We start from the raw sequence: 21,856 nt of genomic DNA on the forward strand, positions 1-21,856 counted from the left end.
TAAATCCGTAAATACAGTGTAGTATATTCCTGGTAGACTGTTTTTGTTCATTTTCAAAAGATGTTCATATTAATTTGGCCAATTCAAAATACAGAAGCTTATATTTGCGTTCCTTTAAAAGCTAATTATTGAATAACCGATATGAGAAAAGAACAATTACTACTTTTTTCCTTCTTTTTGATCATACAATCTCCACTTTGGGCACAGGTTGCCGGAGATTGTCAAATTAACCCAGAAACCGGCTTAGCCCAATTGCCCGATGGTTCACCATGCCCTAATGCGATTCCTACAGCTGTTCCTTTCCTTGGGATTACACCTGATGCCCGGAGTGGAGCGATGGGGGATGCTGGAATTGCTCTTTCAGGTGATGCCAATGCTATTGCCTATAATATTTCCAGATTAGCGTTTGCGGAAAAAGATGCAGGGCTTTCATTAACCTATACACCCTGGCTCAAAAATATTGGGCTAGACGATGTATTTCTTGGATATGTGTCCGGATATACTAAGATTGATGAACTTCAGGCTGTTACAGGATCCCTTCGTTATTTTAGCCTGGGTGAAATTAATTATACTGATGCCAACGGAAATTCCCAAGGTTTTGGAAATCCCAATGAATTTGTCCTTCAATTGGGCTATGCCCGAAAACTGGGAGAAAATTTCAGTATGGGTGTTGGGGGTAAATTAATTTATTCGAACCTGGCTGCTGATCAATTTGTAAACGGGACTGAAATTCAACCGGGAATTGCTGGTGCCGCTGATATTTCATTTCTCTATAAAGTACCCTTTGAAGGGTATTATGACCAGAATTTTAACATAGGGTTGTCATTGCGAAATTTGGGTTCTAAGATATCATATGTTCAAGATAGAAGTTTTTATATCCCCGCATCTATTGGATTGGGACTTGCTTATGAAGTTGCTTTTGATGATTACAATGAATTGACATTGACTGCGGACCTTAATAAATTATTAGTACCTGCTCCGCAAATAGATACTGCATTAGGACGTGAGTATTCCACCCTACCAGTATTTGAATCCTGGATTAAATCATTTAGTGATGGTCCGGGGGGCGCCTCTGAAGAATTCAGGGAGATTACCTACTCAGTGGGAGCAGAATATTGGTATGCAGATCAATTTGCTGTAAGGGCTGGATATTTTTATGAATCCCCTTTGAAAGGAAATAGAAAGTATCTAACTCTTGGTATGGGAATCAAATATAATATTGTAGGAATCAACTTTTCTTATTTGATTTCTACTCAAAATACGTTACAAGCCAGTTCACCTCTTGATAAGACCCTGCGGTTTTCATTGCTTTTTGATTTCGGGGAAGCTAGCGGAAGAAGAAGGTTATAATGTTTAAGAAAATATTACTATTTATAAGCCACAATGTATCAAATATTGTGGCTTTTTTATTTGCTTTTACATGATCAGGCAACGAAATAGTAAGTAATTAAGCAACTGTGGAGCGAATGATTCAATCCATTGATTTGACTATAGGCTTTTCGATAAAAGATCTTTTGGCGGTGTTGCATAGATTGCAGGAGTAGTCCTCAGGCAATTCACTGAAAGGGACATTGGGAGGAATATCCTGGGTTTCATCTCCGTATTCGGGGTCATAAATGGTCATACAATCGGGGCATTGATGTACAAATATTTCTATTTCTTTTATTTCTTCCTTTTTCGATTCATTTTTTTTCTTTGTTGAGCCCAATTGTTTGAAGTACATTTTACTTAATTCCATTAAAACAATGGGGAGTTCAATTTTGTCAATATCCTGAACATATACAATATATTCTCTATTATTGGGATCAAAATTTTCGGCATAAAGTACATTGTAAGTATTTCGGATCTGGAAACTGGAAACTGTTTTGGGTGATTGATTTTTTTCAATTACTATTGAAGTGAAGTAGAAATCTTCACGCAAATAATCGGTGACCCCAAAAGTCAATCCATAGGTGCTAATATCATTTTGATCGAAGGTCCTTACCAAAAATTTTTTCAGGTCCAGTGCTTCGGTGTCCCCAACGGGAAGATGCCAATTCAGCTCCAATAGTGAATGCCGTACATTAATACCAAAAGACCCCAGGAATTTTTCCCATTCCAGTTTTTCATATTTTGGTATGCCTTTTATTATGAAGGACTTCCATGGGGTGATACAGATTTTACCAATTTGGTTTTCCATACACCTTTCGCACATATTCTTCATGAAAGTCAGATCGTAAAGATTGTTTCTCCAATATAAGCCCAGCCAATATTTGTCGAGATTTAGCTTGTTCATCCCTTCGTAATAGGGAAAGGGATGGTAGGGGATGTCAAGTGGTTTGTCAAAATTTCTGTTTTCTGTGATAACCAGGTCATTGAGAAGTTCAAAGATCATTTCTATGGAATCGGGTTCTTCTTTAAGCAACTTTTCAATATTAAAGGCTATTTTTCCCATATCCCAACTGTTGATCAACGCCGGGTACATTTCCATTTTTTCCCATTCTGTCAGTCGAATATAGAGATACCAGTAGTCATCGTGGGAAGAGGCTATAAAATTCAAATGGCCTGTGAATAATGGGACCAGTCTTTGGAGAGGGTCAGTTATATTAATCTTCAGGCTGGAATGAAAATTAAATTGTTCCAGGATATATAAATAGCGGGAACTGGTTAGCCACGAAGTTGCCGGAAATATATCTGCTGAAACGTATGATGATACGATGTTTTCATTGCCTTTTAATTCTGGTAGTATGATTTCCGGTTCGTTGGAACGATTTGGGATTTTATCAGGTAATTTCGATGGTAAAATGATATCTTGCCGTGAACCGAAAGATATAGCATTCATTCCTACCGATTCAGCAAGGTCAATGCACTCTTTTAGTTCGCCAGGTGATATAACACCACCCTTAACTGCTAATCTGGCCAAACTCTTTTTCATTTAATGGATTTACACTGAGAACAAAGCCTCATTTAAAATTTCTTTTACTTCCGGTTTGCAGCTACCACACCCCAATCCGGCACCTGTTTTTGCACAAAGTTCATTAAAATCAAGACACCCACCTTCAATAGCTTCTTTGATATTCCCTGCTCCGGTGGAATTACAGGAACATACCAATTGGCCTTTTACTTCTTTTTGGGGGCCGTTTCCACGCAATAGTTTTTCGCGTTTGTCTGACAATTCTGTTTTATCTTCAATCAGGGATTTGAATTCGGCAAACTCATTATTATCTCCTATCAAAATGGCTCCCACCAGGCAATCATTTTTTACAATGCACTTTTTGTAAAAACTCTTTCTTATGTCCATCAAAACGATTTCTTCATACGAGTCATCGTTTTTAGGGGTATTTATTTTGCCGATACTACATAGCTTGAAGTCCTGAAATTTTAAAATATTCATGGGTATAGAACCTCTGTAGATGCTGCTTACATCCCCAGCTATGAAGTTGGCCAGTATACTGGCTTGTTCTTCTGCTGCGGCAGTTATTCCATACATTTCGTCCCTAAATTCAGCAATTTCCCCTATAGCGAAAATACTTGGATCAGATGTTTGGAGGTATTGATTGACTTTTATCCCTCGGCCACAACGCAATTTAGATTTCCTGGCAATACCTATATTAGGTTGGGTACCTATGGCATAGACGATTGCATGCGACTGCAAAATTTTTCCACTTTTCAGTGTGATCATTAATTCCCGGCTGTCTTTATAGTCAAAAACAGTACTGACTTCATTGTCAAAGTAAATTTTGATAGAGCGATTTTGTACGTTTTCGGCTAAAATTTTACTGGCGATCCCGTCTAGCTGGCGTTCCATCAACCGGCTTCCTCTCTGGACAATGGTAATCCTGATATTAGTTTTTTTTAGTGCGGCTGCCAATTCCAGTCCCAATAGCCCCCCACCAACTATCACAACGTGCTTTTCTTCCGGAGGCAGTGATATATCAAAAAGGTGTTTTTTCAGGTATTCGGCATCTTCTCTTTTCCTCAAGGTAAACCTACCCGGGGCATGTATAGGAACTTCCATGGGAGCATTAGCCTTGCTTCCGGTGGCAATAATCAAGCGATCATAATTGTGTAAATTTCCAAGGGAATCCAAGATAGTACTATCTGATCGGTTTATTGCATGGATCCAAATTTCTGAGTGTAATATGATATTTAATTTATTGAGTTCTTCCTTTTTAATTTTGACTAATTCATCCCAGGTCAAATCGTCGGATATGTATTCAGGTAACAATACTCGGTTATAAAATGGATTGGCTTCTCCAGAAAATACATGGATTTCATCGGTTGAATTTTGCTCCCTGTAATTTTGTACAAACCTAAAGGAAGCTGCTCCCGCACCGATAATATAAATCTTTTCGACAGGTTTTTTGTATTTGGTTACTGAAATCATGGTGTACTTAAAATCGGGTTCTTTGGATATTGGATCCAATTTCTCTTCCGTAACATTGTTGGCCCTGTTTAGGTCATAGTTGAGTTGCTTCCCCCAGTGCATGGGGATAAAGACAACTCCCTCCCGTATTTTATTCGTTATTCTACATCGAACCCGAATGACCCCGTTTTTGCTCTTTACTTCAACGACATCCCCATCTTTAAGTCTGTTTATATAAGCGTCTACAGGGTTTATGTCAAGAACCGGCTTCGAATAGTGTTTCTTTAACCGTGAAACTTTACCGGTTTTGGTCATAGTGTGCCATTGATCGCGAATCCGTCCTGTAGTCAGAATAAGTGGAAAGTCGTCATCCTCCTTGGGTGATTGGTAATGGGACTGGGCAGGTATATTAAAAATAGCTTTTTTCGTAGAAGTATAAAATTGATTGTCCGTAAACAATCTTTTGGTTCCCGGGTGCTTGTAGTCCGGAACAGGCCATTGAAAAGTTCCTTCGGTTCGAAGTCGATCGTAGTTTAGGTACGAAATATCAATATTGGTATTCTTTGTAAGTAAACTATATTCTTTGTATATCTCTTCATTATTGGAGTAGTCGAATCCCTTGTACCCCATTTTTTGAGCAAATCGGCAAAGAATTTCCACGTCGGGTAAAGCTTCTCCCGGTGGATTTATACCTTTGGGCAGGTAAGAGATTCGACGTTCGGAATTGGTCATTGTGCCTTCCTTTTCCAGCCATCCGGCTGCCGGTAATAATAGATCGGCAAATTGGGTTGTGTCCGAATGATGAGAAATATCCTGAACGATGACAAATTTAGCTTTCTTCAGTGCCCTTTCTACTTTCCTTGAATCGGGAAGACTCACCATCGGATTTGTACACACGATCCAAATGGCTTTAAGGTTCCCTTTTTCCAATGCATCAAACATTTCGGTAGCAGTGTAACCCGGTTTCCCACTGATTTCTTTCCCGCCCCAGAAAGCTGAAACTTCATTTCTGTGTTCAGGGTTGGACAAATCCTTATGTGCTGCTAGTAAACTGGCCATCCCACCTACTTCCCGTCCCCCCATGGCATTGGGTTGGCCGGTTAATGAAAATGGTCCGGATCCCGGTTTTCCAACCTGGCCTGTTAATAATGAAAGGGATAGTAAAGCGAAATTTTTATCCGTTCCCATTATGCTTTGGTTTAAGCCCATGGCCCACATGCTGATAAATCCTTCTGACTTACCGATCCAGTCTGCTGCTAATTTTAGGTCGTTAATCGATATTCCACATATTGCTGCTGCCCTTTTTATAGAGACTTTGTTGATGTGGTCTGTATAGGATTCAAAATTTTGAGTATGGTTCTTGATAAAGTGATAATCTATTAAACCCCGTTTGAGCAATTGTTTTCCTATAGCATGGTATAGTACTATATCTGTACCCGGTATAATTGGCAAATGGAGATCTGCCATTGCGGCAGTATCTGTTTTTCTTGGATCAACTACGATAATTTTTACATCGGGATTCTTTTCTTTATGCTGTTCCAGCCTTCGAAAAAGGATAGGATGGCACCATGCGGGATTGGCCCCCGCTATTACAAAACAATCTGCCAGTTCAATATCCTCATAGCACCCCGGTACGCTGTCTTCCCCAAAGGTTTTTTTATATCCCATAACGGCAGAACTCATGCAGAGACGCGAATTGGTATCAATATTATTGGTTCCCAAAAAGCCTTTACACAATTTATTGGCAATATAATATTCTTCCGTCAGGCATTGACCGGATACATAAAAGCCTACGCTATCAGGGCCATATTTATTTATTAGGGATTTGAATACAGCGGTAGCTCTGTTCAAAGCTGCGTCCCATTGTACCCTTTCCATGGGATGAGATCGGCTCCATCTCATTTGCGGATATAGAATTCGATCCGAAGTATCATTAACTACATGATGAAGATTTCTACCCTTTGAGCACAACATCCCACGGTTGACAGGGTGATTTTCATCTCCTTTGACCAATACACGGTTGTTTTGATCTTTTGATACTTCAATCCCGCATCCCACGCCGCAATACGAACACGTAGTTTTAAGTGGTGTATTCATCGATTTATATTTACGTAATCAGAGTATACGTAAAACTACTTATTTTTTTATAGAAACCAACTTTACGGTTAAAGATTCTTTCATTTCTTTTTCAGCGACTCTTTCTTCTTCAGTTGAGAAGCGTACCACCAGGGCAAGAAATGAAACCACTGTTACGACGATTCCAATCGTGTAAAGGGCAGTAGAGTAGGTTATGTTTTCAGCTTTGAAAAGAAATCCAGCGGCAACGGCTCCTGCATTTCCACCTGCACCTACAATACCACTTACAGTACCCACTGCTTTTTTATTGATAAAGGGAACTACCGAATAGGTTGCTCCTTCAGCCATTTGGACGCAAAGGCTGAAAAGAATCATAACGCCTATGGCAGCTGCCAGAACAGTCATCTGTGAAAAGATGATCAGGGCGCCCCCTTCGAGCAATAGTACACTGAATAAGAAAATAACCCTACCCTTAAGCCCTTTTTTTATGCCTGCCAGATCTCCAAAATACCCTCCCAGGCTACGAGCGAATAAATTCATTGTGCCGAATAATCCCGCGATCAAACCTGCAGTCTTAAGGTCAAGTGTGAAATAATCCATGTAGTAAATGGCTGCAATATTGTTAATTGTTAATTCTACCCCGAAGCAAGCGCCGTAGATTAAAAACAGAGCCCAGATTCTTTTGTCTTTTACAACATCTAAGAATCTGATTTGATTGGTTTTTACGGTATTTTTAAAATTTAGGTCGGTTAGGTTTCCCTCAGGCCTGTCCGTAGTATATTTATAATATATTATTCCCATTATGATCATAATTACTCCGGGTACGACCATAGCTAGTCTCCAGGATTGAGCATCGGTATAACCCAGGCCAACAAAACCAGCAAAAATTAGTGGCATTACCATTTGGGTAACTCCCCCTCCCATATTACCCCAGCCGGCAGTAGTGGCATTTGCCCTTCCAACTACATTGGGAGCAAACATTACCGATGTATGGTATTGAGTAATTACAAAAGATGCTCCTATGACACCTATTATCAGTCGAAAAATTAAAAAAGATTCGTAACTATTGCTAAATCCGATAGAAATAACCGGTATGGAACCAATTATTAATAACCAGGTATACGTAATTCTCGGACCAATGCGGTCGCAAAGCCATCCGATACCCAACCGGGCAAAAACCGTAACCGCCACAGACGCAATAATAGTACTTCCGATTTGATCCTTTGTCAATGACAATTCATCCCTTACTATAGCCATTAATGGGGCAATGCCAAACCAGCCAAAAAAGCAAAGGAAAAATGAAAACCAGGTTATGTGAAAAGTTCTCATGGAGGGAGGAGCAAAACTAAATAATTTAATTTTTGTAGCCTTTTTGCCCGAATAATTTTTCATAGGTGTCGATTTAAATATCTAAAAGTTGTTAATATTTCAAAAGTAAGTATAATTACGTATTATTGCAAAAATGAAATTAAATTATATCTAATAAATTATTGTTTTTTGTATATAAAAGATTGAAAAATAGCAAATTATAATAATAGTATTAATTGAGAATAATTTTGTAAATTAAGTAAATATACTTAATATTGTGTCGTTCAATAATCAATAGTATTTCTTATGAAGCAATTACTAGCTCTTTTTAGCGCTTTGATACTTATAGTCGTATTTTCAAAAGCTTTAGTAGCCCAAATAAGTTTGTCGGGTGAAATCAGGCCGCGATCCGAATTTCGCCATGGATTTAAGGAGCCCCTTGAAACCGGAAAGAAACCAGCATTTTTTACGGAACAGCGAACCAGGTTGGTTGGTGGATATAAATCCAAGAAAGTGGAAGTTGGCGTATCAATCCAGGATGTACGGATCTGGGGAAGTGTGGATCAGGTTTATAAGGTAGATCCATCGCTAATGAATGTAAACCAGGCGTGGGCCACTATTAAAATGAATGAGTTGAATAAAGTGATTGTGGGTAGGCAAATACTGGACTATGATAATGCAAGAATATTAGGTAGTTTAGACTGGGCCCAGCAAGGTCGGAGCCACGATTTACTAAGGTATATTTTTGAGAATAAGAGCTGGAGTGTCCACCTCGGACTGGCTTTTAATCAGGATAGTTATACACCGGAACCAGCGAAGCTTGATAATACATTTTATGCCAGTACGAATAACTACAAAACATTGCATTATACCTGGATAAAAAAATTATTTGAAAAATCTTCTATTTCAGTTTTATTGCTCAACCAGGGTATGCAGATAGCTCCTGATACTGTTAATTATAATCAGTCTATCGGGGTGAATGTGTCTCATAAGATAGGAGAAAGTACCTTCAAAGGTGAATGGCACTATCAAGCTGGTAAAAATGGTAGATTCAAGAAAATAAAAGGTTTTCTGGCGGCCATATCTCTCGATCATTCTTTCAACAATGTTGGGACTACCATCGGAATTGATTGGCTTTCGGGGGATAATCCTAACACAGATTCTTTTGAAGCTTTTACTCCGTGGTATGGTACCAATCACAAATTTTATGGATTAATGGATTATTTTTATGTCGGAAACGGGCATAAGAATTTCGGACTTGTAAATCCATATTTCAAAACCCATATTTCAATTAATGAACGTACCAGATGGGTACTTCATTTACATCATTTTATATCAGATACCAGGATCAAAGGTTCCAATTATTCAAAGACGAATAATAATATTCTTGGAAATGAATTAGATTTAGTATTTAGTTATAATATTACACCTGATGTAAATTTGAAACTTGGTTATAGTCAAATGTTTTTTGCACGTGGTATGGAAGTCGTCAAAGAAACTATGGATCCCAGGAAGACGGCATCCTGGGGGTGGGCTATGCTTACGTTGAAACCGAAGCTAATTAAAAAGGATTGAAAGCAGTTTTAAAGTTCAGAAAATCAATACAGTAGGCTTAAAATCCTATCTTGCAGGCAATTGACAACTATTTTGATATCACCAATTAATTATATTAGGTATGTTTTTTCATGTATTCCTTGACAGGAGACGGGGCAATTCCAGGAAATTTCTTAATAGAAAACGGAAGCGGGGAAGAAAAAAACATCCAGGAGACGTAAACGAAAGGATCGCAAGGCCTGGGCAATGAATCTGGAGCTGTAAGTAATATATTGGTCTTCCTGCATGAAAGATTTCAAAAGAATCCAACCTGGCTGGTTGTTCGTAACACTTAAATCACAGCTCAGCGGATTAAAAAAGATCTAATTCTCTTGCTTTCTTGGTAAGCTCTACAAGATTTTTGACATCTAGCTTCTTCATCAAGTTGAATCTGTGTACTTCAGCTGTCCTCTTACTTATTTTTAGTTCGGTGGCAATTTCTTTGTTGTTTTTGCCATCGAGTATGTGACTGAGGATTTCATTTTCACGTTTGGTAATTCCAAATTCTTCCCGAAGTGATTTTTCTTCCTCTTTAGGTTCCTGTTGTTGAGGCGGGCTATTATAATTTTTCAACAATATGGCTGAAATATCACCACTAAAGTATTTGCTTCCCGAATGAACAGTATGGATGGCTTTAATAAATTCTTCTTTGCTGGAACCTTTAAGTAAATACCCATCTGCTCCTGCATCAATGGATTGTAATACATATTCTTCTGAATCATGCATGGAAAGCACCAATGTGTGTACGGGAGCCCCAGAGTTTTTTAAAGAACTGATTACTTCAATCCCGGTTTTGCCCGGCATGCGGATATCAGCTATCAAAACATCCGCAGAAATTTTGCTCATAACTTCCATGGCTTCCAGCCCATCTGAAGCTTCGGCAACTACATCAATATCTTTTTCGTCTTCCAACAGGGCTTTGATTCCATCCCGGACCAGGATATGATCATCTGCCAATACGACTTGTATTTTATCTTCCATTCATATTGAGTTGAATCGAATTCAAAAGTACGTATTTTTTATTAGAGTGAAATAAGCCTAAGTATATTGTTCGTATACATATTCTTACGCAAGAAAATATTCATTATAGTTTATTGATTTTGAATTACCGGTTTACCTAAATTCTCAAAAAACTGATAAATCAGGGCAAAAGAAATTACTAGTCCGCATCCGATAATATTGAACCAAAGAAAGCCTATATCGGTAGTGAAATACAAATAAATAACAATGCTTTCTGCGATAAGGGCTGACACGAATACTGCGTTTGCTTTAATCCATTTTATATAGAAAGCAGCCAGAAAAATTCCCAAAATAGTACCATAAAATATGGATCCAATAATATTGACCAATTGGATGAGATTTTCAACTAAGGTTCCAAAAGTGGCGAAAAGGATAGCCACAAGCCCCCAAAATAATGTCCATAATTTTGATGCTTTAAGATAGTGTGATGGGCTTTGATTTTGTTTTAGAAGACGTTTGTAAATATCTATGACACTCGTTGTAGCCAGGGCATTGAGTTCTGCAGCTGTAGAAGACATTGCAGCTGAAAATATCACTGCTAGCAACAAACCAATTATTCCAATCGGTAAATTGTTGATGATATAATGGATAAATACATAGTCTTTGTCATTGGTTTCCGCCACCGGGTCTGCCTGAGAAATTAGACTTTTTGCCTCTTCCCGGAGCTGCAGCTGTTGTTGAGAAAGGGATTGGATTTCAGTTCCTATATTTTCATCACCGGATTTGAGATATTCCTGGGAAAGTTGTGCTTTCTCCAGGTGAATTTCTTCATATTCACGTTCTAAATTGGAATATTGGTTCGCATAATCACTCGTTTTTACAATTTCTTCACCTGCGGGATTGAAAAATAAGGGTGATAAATTAAACTGGTAAAAAATAAAAACCATAACCCCGGTCATAAGGATAAAGTACTGCATGGGAATTTTAAAGATAGCGTTGAACATCAGACCTATTTGAGATTGCCGGATGGATTGACCACTCAAGTATCTTTGCACCTGGCTTTGATCGGTTCCAAAATAGGATAATGCTAAAAAAAGACCTCCTGTAATCCCGCTCCAGAAAGTATATCGATTATTCCAGTCAATAGAAAAATCTATTGATTGTGTTTTTCCGTGGAGTGATGCTAATTCCCATGCGTCTCTAAAACCCAACTCTCCAGGAAGTGAGTCTAATAGAATATAAAAGGCTAAAAACATGCCCGTCATAATTATTACCATTTGGTATTTTTGTGTGACGTTGACAGCTTTAGTTCCTCCGCTAACTGTGTATATAATTACCAGGACACCAATTACCATGCAAGTTAATTTCAAATTCCAACCCATTATAGTGGATAAAATTATGGCTGGGGCATAAATGGTTATACCTGCCGCAAGGCCTCTTTGGACCAGAAATAGAAAGGAAGTTAATGTTCGTGTTTTTACGTCAAATCTTTTTTCAAGAAATTCGTATGCGGTATATACTTTTAATTTATAGTAGAGAGGGATAAATGTTATACATAATATGATCATTGCAATGGGAAGGCCAAAATAGAATTGGACAAATTCCATTCCATCGGCAAATCCCTGCCCTGGGGTACTTAGGAATGTGATAGCACTTGCCTGTGTAGCCATCACACCTAATCCAATTGTCCACCAGGAGGCTTCATTACCTCCGCGAAGGAATCCATCCAGTTCCTTATCCTTTCTGCTTTTCCAGACTCCTATCCCAACAATTAGTAGAAGAGTACCTGACAGTATGAGCCAATCAATAACTGAAATAGTATTCATGGGGTTAGTCTTTTAATTATTTATTGTTGATAACGAAAGGATATTGACGAAAAGCTTGAAGGCTCCGGGAACTCCAGCCGGTAATTCCCTAAACCAACTGATCCCTGTATATACGTAGTTGCCTTTTCCGTAGGGAGCTATTAATAATCCGGATGGAAGATATTCTTCACCGGGGTCTTTAAAAGCAATGACAGTATCAAATTTATCTGACCAGGTGCCGGGAAAATATAACCCCCTTTCCTGCACCCAATTCTTGAAATCAGACTCATTTATTGAATTGGGTGTATTCAAAACCTGGTGGTCCGGATCGAGAATTTTAACAGGGGAATTTTCATCTGTTACACGGTCGCGCGAGATCGTAAGTGGATATGGGGAAAAGTTTTCTGTTTTGACTCCTCGATTCGTATTATATTGTAAAATGAGGTTCCCTCCGTTTTTGGCATATTCCAGCAGTGCTGGCATTGCATTGTCAATTCCATCAAGTGTATTAAGAGCTCTGATCCCAAATATAAAAGCATCGTATTGGTTTAATTCGGTAGTTGGTATATCTGATAATGATAACAGGTCACATTGAATTCCAATTTCTTTCAAAAACTCCGGAATTCGATCTCCTGCTCCTTGAATATAACCGATTTTGTCTACGGTAGATTTAATCTGTAGCCGTACCAAAGTGGTAGCAGCCGGCTGCAATACCGTTTGTTCAGGAATGTGGTCGTATGAAATAGAATGCATGGTTCTAGAATAAATATTTCCATCTTTCGTATGGATTTCTGCTAAAACTTCTTGTTTTTGCTCTTTTTCCGGAGCAGTAATTTCAAAAGAAAAAAGGTCTTGATAATTTTCTCCTGATAATAGGTGATAAGTGGGTTCCGCAATAAACCCATCTGGTAACTTTAATAGCAGTGTATCAGTATTATCATTATTGATGTGGTGGTTAACTTTTACATTAAGGGTCTTTCTATTTTCTTCACTAAAAAAAAGTATCGGGTTTTGCATTTCAATGGTATATTCCGGGATGACTTCGAGAGGTTTATATACTTCACCTTTGTCAGGTTCACCGGATTTAAAAACAACATCTCTATCAATAAGGATTTTTACCCCTTCAATTTCCAATTCGTATTGAACCGATAAATATCGAGGTGTTTCGGGCATGCCAATTAATTGCTTATCCTGGACAGAATATAAGCCCAATGTGCCTTCCTGGTTTAGCCAATAAGGGTTTGTGTAGGTTGCATTCGATGGAAGGGTAACAGAAATTTGTTTTGATAAAACACGATTAAAGGGCAATTTCTCCTTCCATTCAATTTCCTTATCAACCGGGAGAATTATTATTTTATGTACATCTATATTTGAGTTTGATCTATTAATTAATTCGAAATCTATCATAATTTCCTCGCCGGGGACAATTTTGTGGTTATTTGTTTTTGCTTCAAGAAATAATCCGGTACATGCCTGAATAATCTCTTTGCATTCCCCAAGTTTTTTTTCTTTATAGGGGTTGTGGTCCAACATCTTAATGGATTGGTAAAGATTCATTAAGTCAGGTATGATCTTATGTGGGGCTTCAAAATTAAAAGATTGAATAATCCTATCAATTTTAGCCTGGATTTCTGATCCTCCGTTTATCCTATCCCAGGATGTGTTAATTCCAGCAAAAGGTTGATCTCCAGAAGGTTTTTCTCCTTTCAAAAACTCAAAGTATTCAATTTCACTACCTCTGGATCCCAATCTTCCAAAACCCTGGCAGCGATGTTGACTTCTGGATTTAGCGGATATTTCATTATTTGATTGTCCGAGTAAAGGGTAATAAGCACCAATATCCAGTGATGTCAAATTATCTTTATTGGCTTCTTCAAATTTTTCCCTACTTCCATAAAACCACCAGGAAGTATTGAAAAATAATCTTTTGGGTTGCCATACCTCTGTGTATTTTAGTTGCCCTGGAAAAATGTCAGGGTTTCCCGCCATATCAAATGCTTCAAAGCTCAACATTGCAGAACCCGTATGATGGCCATGGGTAGTGCCGGGTGTCCGATGGTCAAATCTGTTGATAATAATATCGGGCTTGAGGCATCGTATCGCCCATACGATATCATATAGAACAGAGTCTTTATCCCAAATTCTGAAAGTCTCTTCCGGACCCTTTGAATATCCAAAGTCATTGGCCCTTGAAAAAACCTGGTTCCCACCATCTATTCGTCGTGCTGCCAGTAATTCCTGTGTCCTGATTATACCCAGGAGTTCTCTGATTTCAGGTCCTATTAAGTTTTGGCCTCCATCACCCCTTGTCAATGATAAGTACGTAGTGTTAAAGTGTTTGTAATTATTGAAATAGGATATTACACTGGTATTTTCATCATCAGGATGAGCGGCAATATACAGTACTGACCCAAGGTTACCTAACTTTTGTAGTTTAGCGTAAATTTCAGAAGAAGTTATTTCAATGGGCTTTTGGGCAATGCTGTTTGTTAGTGCAAGAAATAGTATGTTGAAAAGTAAAAAAAGTAATTTTTTCTTTTTCATATTGATTTCAAATTCAGTCAAAAATAGATATTTTATTAATTCAGGTTACAAGCGTTAGCTATACTTTTACTTAGTTAGAATACATGAAATTAATTATTGAAGATTAAAATATTGAAAAGATAGGATATCAAATTAAAATATATACTTAATAACAAAATATTATAATAAGTCAGGGAATGAAGATTGATGGTTACAGTAATTATTGGGCAAAATCGATGATTTGCCAGGACTAAACTATTAAACTATAGTAATTAAGGTTAGGTAGGCACTTTTATCCTTTCATTGGTGCTATAATATTTTATATTTGCGTTTCAAAAAAGATTTGCAGGTAAAATGGTTGAAAGGGTAGTATATAAATTTGGAGGAGCTTCGGTCAAAGATGCGGATTCTATCAGAAATGTGGGGAATATTATTGGTAAATGCGATGCCGTGAATATAATAGTAGTGGTTTCTGCTATGGGCAAATCAACCAATGCCCTTGAAAAAGTTGTGGAAGAAACATTTGAACAAACAGGGAAAGGTATTAAGCTTTTACTCGAAATAAAAAAAGAGCATAATGCAGTAGTGAATGACCTTGGTCTGGAAAGGGATCAACACCTGGAAGAGTTAAATAATCTTTTTTCAAATGCTGAGAATTTCCTACATCAAATTAAACAAGACGTTCATTCCTATGATTTTATATATGATCAAATTGTGAGTCTTGGTGAATTATGCTCTACTCGTATAATCGCTTCATATCTGAATCAAAAAACCAATTTAAAGCCTGACTGGATTGATTCCCGGAAAGTAATCCGAACAGACAATACCTATAGAGAAGGGAGGGTCAATTGGAATGAAACATCCTGGTTATTTCAAAAATCGATTCTTCCAAGATTTAAGGATAACAAGGTATTACTTACACAAGGTTTCCTGGGAGGGGATGAAAATGGTAATACCGTCACTTTAGGGAGAGAGGGGTCGGATTATTCGGCAGCAATTTTTTCTTACTGTACCGATGCCGATTATATGGCAATATGGAAAGATGTTCCAGGCATTCTAACCGCTGATCCCAAATTATTTGAAAATGTATCCCTAATTGACAAACTCTCATACCTGGAAGCAATAGAAATGACTTACTATGGGGCCAAAGTTATTCATCCTAAAACGATAAAACCCCTACAGAATAAAAATATTCCATTATGGGTTAAATCATTTGAAGATTCTGACTCTGTGGGAACTCTGATTTCCGGTACAGGCGATTTGAGGTATCCTCCTGTAGTAGTTGTGGAGAAAAACCAGCGATTACTATTTATTAGTACGAAGGATCTATCATTTGTGGCTGAACATCACCTCAGCAAATTATTTGAACTGTTCTCCCGGCATAGGATTAAAGTAAACCTGATGCGTAATACGGCTATTTCTTTTACCGTATGCGTTACGGATCGTCCAGATCGCATTAATGCTTTTTTGAGTGAGATTAGTCAGGAATTTGATATTGAAGATGAAAAGAATCTTGAGTTAATCACGATACGACATTATCAGGAACCTGTAGTGGATGCCATTAAGAAGGGTAAAATAGTGTTATTTGAAGAAAGGATACCAAAGACTGTACAATTAGTACTCAAAGCACTTCCTTTGCTTAAAAGAAAAGATGATTAGTATATATCCCAGATAACCTATACGGAATTAAGATACCCAGGTATGTTGGAGTGATGTCAAGCCTTTGGAAGTGGTTAAATTATCAACCTCTTTTCAAGTCGGCTTTATCATAATTGCCATCCAGATACTTTTCTTTTTCAATAAATGAAAGAGAAAGCGAATTGACACAGTGTCGCAAGTTTTTTGGTGTGAGATATTCCCCCTTGAATACATGACCCAAATGTGATTTGCAATTGGAACAAACGATTTCAGTTCTCCTGCCATCTGCATCTGCAACCTTTTCAACTGCCCCTTCCAATTCGTCGTCAAAGCTTGGCCAACCACAATGTGATTCGAATTTGTCCTTGGATGTATATAACGGCTGGAGGCAATTTTTACATAAATACAGACCTTCGGATTTGTTGTTTAATAGCTTTCCAGTGAAAGGTCGTTCCGTCCCTTTTTCAAACAGCACTCTTTTTTCATCATTATTTAACGATAGATTTTTCATACCTCTGCTAATTTATCCATAAATACTTTTCTAAGTTTTGCTACCTTGGGTTCAATAACTATTTGGCAATATCTGTTATTAGGATTATTAGTGTAATAATCCTGATGATAGCTTTCGGCGGGATAAAAGGCCTGTAATGGAACAATTTCGGTAACAACAGGGTCATCCCAAATTTGCGATGCAATTGAATCCCGGACAGATTCGGCTACTTCTTTTTGATTTTCGTTGTGGAATAATACAATGCTGCGGTATTGTGTGCCTACATCATTCCCCTGGCGATTGGGAGTAGTAGGGTCATGTACAGTCCAGAATATCTTTAGAAGATCTTCATACGAAATTATAGTTTCATCAAATTCAATCTGTAAAACTTCTGCATGGCCAGTTGTCCCTGAGCATACTGATTTGTAGGTAGGATGTGGGTCTGTTCCACCGGCATATCCACTGGTTATGTTTTGAATCCCTTTGACTTTTTTAAATACAGCTTCAATGCACCAAAAACAACCTCCTCCGAAAGTAGCTATTCCCATATTTGTGTTTTATTATAGAAATAAATAGACTGCTAAAATGTTTGGAATATTAATATATAATATTGAAGCCGTTTAAAATAACTTGTTATGTTACTGACATGACATTGCTCCCCCATCCAGAAAGCATTCGGAATCACCTGTTTTTCAGTCAAGCCCTATGGGGATGAATCTCAAAATGAGGTTCGTCTTGCTCCATCGGGAAGAATCAAGCACATATAATAAAATTTAACATTCGTGATTATACAACTTCAAACGATACCTTTTTACCACAAAATCCATTCTTACAAAATGTAGTTAGGATGAATGTGTTTCCGAGACGTAGCACGCCGTTTTCGGTCTTGTCAAAAGCGTAAATAAGATTATTACGAACATTTCATTTAGTACGCCTGGTCCTCCACATGGTTTCGGACTTCATTCGGTCATTCTTCTTCATCACGGGCAAGAATCTCATCGATTAATCCTTTGGCGATTTCCAGCTTATCATCTACTACATATATTTCCAGGTAGCCAAAACTATTAATTGCACTGTCTTTTTTATCCATTAAAACAGATTCTATTTCCTGACTTTCCAATTCATTTTTGATGATATTCGCTACAATCCGATCTTGGGTTGAATACACTAACTTCATATATTTTACTTTTTTTTGGACGATACTATTTCACCGGTCCTTATTTTATCACATTAATTCTCGTTTATGTAATTATAATTATTATTCCTAAATTGTTCCAATAAATTTCCTGTGGTTTAAGGGAAATAGGAATAACCCTGAGTATCTAAGTGAATTGTTAATTTCCAAAAGTGTTTTTAGGTCTTGTAAAACGGGCTTTTTTACAATTTATATCGTTAAAACGGTAATTTAAATTTCCATTTAATGTAAAGTACAAATATTATATGAGAAACGAATTTGTATTTTTTTCAGTATCCTCATTACTTATAGTTTTTGCCATTTATTATTTTGTTTGGCCACCTGTTATTTGGGCATATTTAATTTTAATCCCTGTGGTGTTTGTAGGGTATTACGATATGTTCCAAAGCAAGCACGCTATAATGCGCAACTTTCCAATACTTGGAAGAGGGCGGTATTTATTCGAAGAATTAAGACCTAAAATTTACCAGTATTTTATAGAATCGGATACAAATGGAACACCTATTCCCAGGATGTATAGGTCTATTATTTATCAGCGGGCAAAAAAGACAATTTCTACTCATCCTTTTGGAACCCAATTGGATGTGTATAGTGAAGGCTACGAATGGTTAAATCACAGTATTGCTTCCCTTGATCCCGGGGTATTGGAGCAGAATCCACGAATCAAGATAGGGGGTAAAGAATGTGAACAACCCTATACCGCCAGCATTTTGAATATTTCTGCAATGAGTTTTGGTTCTTTGAGTAAAAATGCGGTCTTAGCTTTAAATGGTGGGGCCAAGGAAGCGGATTTTGCACACAATACAGGGGAAGGAGGAATTAGTCCTTATCATTTAAAATATGGTGGAGATTTAGTTTATCAGTTTGGAACCGGATACTTCGGTTGCAGGGATCGGAACGGTAAATTTGATCCTGTGATGTTTCAAGACAAATCAGGCATGGATACGGTCAAAATGATTGAAGTGAAACTTTCTCAGGGGGCAAAACCCGGACATGGGGGGATATTACCAGCCAAGAAGAATACTGAAGAAATATCGCTGATCCGGGGAATTGATCCTTGGACTGATGTATTGTCACCTACATATCATACTGCATTTGACTCTCCACGTGGGCTATTGGAATTTGTCGGTTTATTACGTCATCTTTCCGGAAGCAAGCCTGTAGGGTTTAAATTATGTGTAGGACATCCTTCTGAGTTCATAGGAGTATGTAAAGCAATGAAAGAAATGGAAATTTATCCTGATTTTATTACTGTTGATGGGGGAGAAGGAGGGACAGGTGCGGCGCCACTGGAATTTTCGAATTCTGTAGGTATGCCGTTTAAGGAAGGGCTCGTATTTGTCGACGACATGTTACGTGGTTTCGGACTTAGGGATCAGGTTAAGATTTTAGCTAGTGGCAAAATTATGACTTCATTTCATATTTTTCGGGCTTTATCCTTGGGTGCTGATGCTTGCTATAGTGCCAGGGGTATGATGTTGGCTTTAGGCTGTATACAGGCACTTGAATGCAATAAAAATACTTGTCCAACCGGTGTGGCAACTCAGGACCCCGAATTAGTCGCCGGGCTCAAAGTCCCGGATAAAGTTCAGCGAGTTGCTAATTTCCACAAGGAAACAGTACATAATTTCGTGGAACTAATGGCGGCCGCCGGGAAAAAAGATTTGTCCGAAATAACTCGAATGGATGTATTTAGGAGAATCGATCACAGGACTATATTCTCTTTTGAAGACTTATATCCTACAGTTTCACATGGTGCATTTGAATTTGAGGAAATCCCCGGGAGATGGAAGTCCGCTTTTAGCAGAGCTTCCGTTGATAAGTTTTAAAATGTCGACAGGACGGCGAAATTTATAGGAAATACGATCATCGTTTTTTACTGTTCCCATACTTAATTGTCAAACGATGGATGAAGAAAAGACAACATCGTCAATTTTATTTTCAAATGCCAGTGTATATAGTCAGAATGACAACGGAGTAGTTTTTTCGCATGTCTGCATTAAAGGCGATAGCTTTTATAAATAATTCAATAAAATTGAAAATAGTTTAATAGCGGATCCGGATGCATCTTTCGTCCGATCCAGGGTAGGGGACGGGCTTATGTCTGGAATAGTTTTTTAGATTCTGGATCCATTATTGATAATGGAACGGATAATCCGGTGGAGAGTATTAATCCTTTTGTAAATATTTTTGCTTCTATATCTCGTACAAAGCAAATGAAGGATGTACCAATTGTGCCATAGTAATGCATGAGTAGGGCAGAAGCCATTTTATCCGTTACGAGATGGAATGCTTTTGCTTCTAATTTGGATGATAGGCAGGAATTATCGAGGAGGGAAAATGGGTAGACTTTATAATTTTGGATACAGATATATTTTTATGTCCGGATGATAATTTACCTCAAACGCATGTTTTGATGACTGTCATAGGAGGAGAAATCAGAGATACCTATCCGGTCGGAGGATTAGAATAAGGGGCTGAATATCGATATACAATAATTGGGGATATCTATCAGAACAAATATTCAACGGAGAATTGTCTTATAAGTATTTAATAGACGATAGTCAGCCCTGACTGGTTAAAGTTTTAGCTTTTTCGTTCTTCTATCGGCGCTTCTTTTGAAAGTCTGGCAACAGATTTAATTCCATTGTTCATAGACTGTTTTGACGCATACATTTGGCTTGTTCCGATGATTTGTTTGTTTTTTGCCAATAGATTGAAAAAATCTTTTCCGTTTTTAGCGGTTTTTTTATCAAATTGATCTTCAACCTGGGCATTTTCTCGAACGGATTCAATCCCATTTTTACAAGAAGCTTTTGATGCGTATCCCTGACTTTTTAAGACCGTCTGGCCATTTTCAGCTACAAGTTTAAAATAGTGTTTTCCGTCTTTCCCTTCAAAAATTTCAAATTTCATGTTATTAGGTATTTAAATTAGTGAATTCTGCAGTTGGCCAGTGCCAGTACCATTGACAATTGTTCTTTACGGGTCAAATTGGTTGTATCTAAAAGTACGGCATCCGATGCTTTTTTTAAAGGACTGTCATTCCTCGTAGAATCGAGGTAATCCCTGCTTTTTAGATTGTTTTTTATATCATCATAAGTGGCTTCCCTACCTTTCGATTCGATTTCTTTTTTCCTTCTAATGATTCTAGTCTCCATTTCAGCAGTGATAAAAAGTTTCAGGACAGCATTTGGAAATACAACTGTCCCTATATCTCTTCCATCCATTACAATATTGTTTTTTTCACCATATTTTTGCTGGAGGGCTACCAATTTTTTCCTCACAGATGGAATAGCTGCTACCTGGCTTACCTGGTTACTAACTTGTTGAGTCCTTATTTCATCGGTAACGTCACGATTATTTAAATGGACGATAGCTCGGCTTTCATTATTTGGGAATGACAATGATATATCCAATTCTTCAATCAATGAAGTAATATTTTTATCTAATGGGTTGATTTCCTGATTCAAAAAAAATAAGGATACAGCTCTGTACATTGCGCCTGAATCAATATATAGAAAATTCAATTCCCGGGCTAAAGATCTAGCCAGGGTGCTTTTACCGCATGCTGCGTATCCATCTACACTGATTTGATAACAGGGCATTTAAATATAGGAAATATTTTTTATAAAAATAACAAAAAAGCCGTTTTGGAATCAAAACGGCTAGATAATTTATTTTTAATATTCGTCTTCATTGAAAAGAAAATCATCTTTTCGTGGATAATCAGGCCATATATCTTCTATAGTTTCATAAATTTCACCCTCATCTTCCATTTCTTGAAGATTTTCGATTACTTCAAGAGGTGCGCCTGATCGAATGGCATAATCGATCAATTCATCCCGCGTCGCCGGCCAAGGTGCATCTTCTAGATGATAAGCTAACTCTAAGGTCCAATACATTTATCTATTTAATTTTTA

Annotated in this window: 16 protein-coding genes; 4 read left to right on the plus strand and 12 right to left on the minus strand. The window is 37.7% G+C overall.

Features of this window, described 5'->3' with window-relative positions; genetic code table 11:
* The first annotated feature begins 141 nt into the window (after positions 1–141).
* Positions 142–1,350, plus strand: coding sequence for a type IX secretion system outer membrane channel protein PorV (gene porV / locus LVD47_RS14255; protein WP_236977806.1), 1,209 nt, complete (start codon positions 142–144; stop codon positions 1,348–1,350).
* Between the two features lie 121 nt (positions 1,351–1,471).
* Here the strand turns inward: porV and LVD47_RS14260 are convergent, their stop codons facing one another.
* Genes LVD47_RS14260 through LVD47_RS14270 form a run of 3 tightly spaced genes read right to left on the minus strand, consistent with a single transcriptional unit; the run spans position 1,472 to position 7,813 of the window.
* Positions 1,472–2,914, minus strand: a complete 1,443-nt coding sequence (locus tag LVD47_RS14260; RefSeq protein WP_236977808.1) for a rubredoxin — start codon at positions 2,912–2,914, stop codon at positions 1,472–1,474.
* Between the two features lie 9 nt (positions 2,915–2,923).
* Complete coding sequence (locus LVD47_RS14265; RefSeq protein WP_236977816.1) at positions 2,924–6,442, minus strand: nitrate reductase; 3,519 nt, start codon at positions 6,440–6,442, stop codon at positions 2,924–2,926.
* 39 nt (positions 6,443–6,481) lie between these two features.
* A complete protein-coding gene (locus LVD47_RS14270; RefSeq protein WP_236977818.1) occupies positions 6,482–7,813 on the minus strand; it encodes an MFS transporter in 1,332 nt (443 codons plus the stop codon).
* A gap of 222 nt (positions 7,814–8,035) precedes the next feature.
* Between LVD47_RS14270 and LVD47_RS14275 the strand changes: the two genes are divergently transcribed.
* Positions 8,036–9,304, plus strand: coding sequence for an alginate export family protein (locus LVD47_RS14275; RefSeq protein WP_236977820.1), 1,269 nt, complete (start codon positions 8,036–8,038; stop codon positions 9,302–9,304).
* A gap of 330 nt (positions 9,305–9,634) precedes the next feature.
* Here the strand turns inward: LVD47_RS14275 and LVD47_RS14280 are convergent, their stop codons facing one another.
* From LVD47_RS14280 to LVD47_RS14290, 3 genes are all read right to left on the minus strand, one after another.
* Positions 9,635–10,303, minus strand: a complete 669-nt coding sequence (locus LVD47_RS14280; protein WP_236977822.1) for a response regulator transcription factor — start codon at positions 10,301–10,303, stop codon at positions 9,635–9,637.
* Between the two features lie 110 nt (positions 10,304–10,413).
* Positions 10,414–12,099: a sodium:solute symporter family protein gene (locus LVD47_RS14285; protein WP_369427806.1), complete on the minus strand. Its 1,686-nt coding sequence runs from the start codon at positions 12,097–12,099 to the stop codon at positions 10,414–10,416.
* A 21-nt stretch (positions 12,100–12,120) separates the two neighbouring features.
* Positions 12,121–14,631, minus strand: a complete 2,511-nt coding sequence (locus tag LVD47_RS14290; protein WP_236977826.1) for a PIG-L family deacetylase — start codon at positions 14,629–14,631, stop codon at positions 12,121–12,123.
* Between the two features lie 333 nt (positions 14,632–14,964).
* Here LVD47_RS14290 and LVD47_RS14295 point away from each other — a divergent pair, with 333 nt between their 5' ends.
* Positions 14,965–16,269 carry an aspartate kinase gene (locus tag LVD47_RS14295; protein WP_236977828.1) on the plus strand — a complete coding sequence of 435 codons (1,305 nt, stop codon included), beginning with the start codon at positions 14,965–14,967 and terminating at the stop codon, positions 16,267–16,269.
* Positions 16,270–16,351: 82 nt separating this feature from the next.
* Here the strand turns inward: LVD47_RS14295 and LVD47_RS14300 are convergent, their stop codons facing one another.
* The 3 genes from LVD47_RS14300 to LVD47_RS14310 all read right to left on the minus strand — a co-directional run bounded on the left by LVD47_RS14300 (position 16,352) and on the right by LVD47_RS14310 (position 17,915).
* A complete protein-coding gene (locus LVD47_RS14300; RefSeq protein ID WP_236977830.1) occupies positions 16,352–16,759 on the minus strand; it encodes a methionine-R-sulfoxide reductase in 408 nt (135 codons plus the stop codon).
* The gene (gene msrA, locus LVD47_RS14305; protein WP_236977838.1) at positions 16,756–17,286 is read right to left on the minus strand and encodes a peptide-methionine (S)-S-oxide reductase MsrA; all 531 of its coding nucleotides are present in this window, start codon (positions 17,284–17,286) and stop codon (positions 16,756–16,758) included. Before msrA ends, LVD47_RS14300 begins: the two co-directional genes overlap by 4 nt.
* A 419-nt stretch (positions 17,287–17,705) precedes the next feature.
* A complete protein-coding gene (locus LVD47_RS14310) occupies positions 17,706–17,915 on the minus strand; it encodes a putative signal transducing protein (RefSeq protein ID WP_236977840.1) in 210 nt (69 codons plus the stop codon).
* 263 nt (positions 17,916–18,178) lie between these two features.
* Here LVD47_RS14310 and LVD47_RS14315 point away from each other — a divergent pair, with 263 nt between their 5' ends.
* A complete protein-coding gene (locus tag LVD47_RS14315; protein WP_236977842.1) occupies positions 18,179–19,762 on the plus strand; it encodes an FMN-binding glutamate synthase family protein in 1,584 nt (527 codons plus the stop codon).
* A 757-nt stretch (positions 19,763–20,519) separates the two neighbouring features.
* Here LVD47_RS14315 and LVD47_RS14320 read toward each other — a convergent pair.
* The 3 genes from LVD47_RS14320 to LVD47_RS14330 all read right to left on the minus strand — a co-directional run bounded on the left by LVD47_RS14320 (position 20,520) and on the right by LVD47_RS14330 (position 21,838).
* Positions 20,520–20,849: a YegP family protein gene (locus LVD47_RS14320; RefSeq protein ID WP_236977844.1), complete on the minus strand. Its 330-nt coding sequence runs from the start codon at positions 20,847–20,849 to the stop codon at positions 20,520–20,522.
* Positions 20,850–20,866: 17 nt separating this feature from the next.
* Positions 20,867–21,541 carry a (d)CMP kinase gene (gene cmk / locus LVD47_RS14325; RefSeq protein ID WP_236977858.1) on the minus strand — a complete coding sequence of 225 codons (675 nt, stop codon included), beginning with the start codon at positions 21,539–21,541 and terminating at the stop codon, positions 20,867–20,869.
* A gap of 75 nt (positions 21,542–21,616) precedes the next feature.
* Positions 21,617–21,838, minus strand: a complete 222-nt coding sequence (locus LVD47_RS14330) for a DUF2795 domain-containing protein (protein WP_236977860.1) — start codon at positions 21,836–21,838, stop codon at positions 21,617–21,619.
* Positions 21,839–21,856: the final 18 nt, after the last annotated feature.

This window comes from Membranihabitans maritimus, from assembly GCF_021729145.1.
In the GTDB taxonomy this organism is placed as follows: Bacteria; Bacteroidota; Bacteroidia; order Chitinophagales; family Saprospiraceae; genus Membranihabitans; species Membranihabitans maritimus.

Coding starts and splice junctions, on each gene's coding strand:
- porV (WP_236977806.1), top strand. CDS start 142: ATGAGAAAAGAACAATTACTACTTTTTTCCTTCTTTTTGATCATACAA.
- LVD47_RS14260 (WP_236977808.1), bottom strand. CDS start 2,914: ATGAAAAAGAGTTTGGCCAGATTAGCAGTTAAGGGTGGTGTTATATCA.
- LVD47_RS14265 (WP_236977816.1), bottom strand. CDS start 6,442: ATGAATACACCACTTAAAACTACGTGTTCGTATTGCGGCGTGGGATGC.
- LVD47_RS14270 (WP_236977818.1), bottom strand. CDS start 7,813: ATGAAAAATTATTCGGGCAAAAAGGCTACAAAAATTAAATTATTTAGT.
- LVD47_RS14275 (WP_236977820.1), top strand. CDS start 8,036: ATGAAGCAATTACTAGCTCTTTTTAGCGCTTTGATACTTATAGTCGTA.
- LVD47_RS14280 (WP_236977822.1), bottom strand. CDS start 10,303: ATGGAAGATAAAATACAAGTCGTATTGGCAGATGATCATATCCTGGTC.
- LVD47_RS14290 (WP_236977826.1), bottom strand. CDS start 14,631: ATGAAAAAGAAAAAATTACTTTTTTTACTTTTCAACATACTATTTCTT.
- LVD47_RS14295 (WP_236977828.1), top strand. CDS start 14,965: ATGGTTGAAAGGGTAGTATATAAATTTGGAGGAGCTTCGGTCAAAGAT.
- LVD47_RS14300 (WP_236977830.1), bottom strand. CDS start 16,759: ATGAAAAATCTATCGTTAAATAATGATGAAAAAAGAGTGCTGTTTGAA.
- msrA (WP_236977838.1), bottom strand. CDS start 17,286: ATGGGAATAGCTACTTTCGGAGGAGGTTGTTTTTGGTGCATTGAAGCT.
- LVD47_RS14310 (WP_236977840.1), bottom strand. CDS start 17,915: ATGAAGTTAGTGTATTCAACCCAAGATCGGATTGTAGCGAATATCATC.
- LVD47_RS14315 (WP_236977842.1), top strand. CDS start 18,179: ATGAGAAACGAATTTGTATTTTTTTCAGTATCCTCATTACTTATAGTT.
- LVD47_RS14320 (WP_236977844.1), bottom strand. CDS start 20,849: ATGAAATTTGAAATTTTTGAAGGGAAAGACGGAAAACACTATTTTAAA.
- cmk (WP_236977858.1), bottom strand. CDS start 21,541: ATGCCCTGTTATCAAATCAGTGTAGATGGATACGCAGCATGCGGTAAA.
- LVD47_RS14330 (WP_236977860.1), bottom strand. CDS start 21,838: ATGTATTGGACCTTAGAGTTAGCTTATCATCTAGAAGATGCACCTTGG.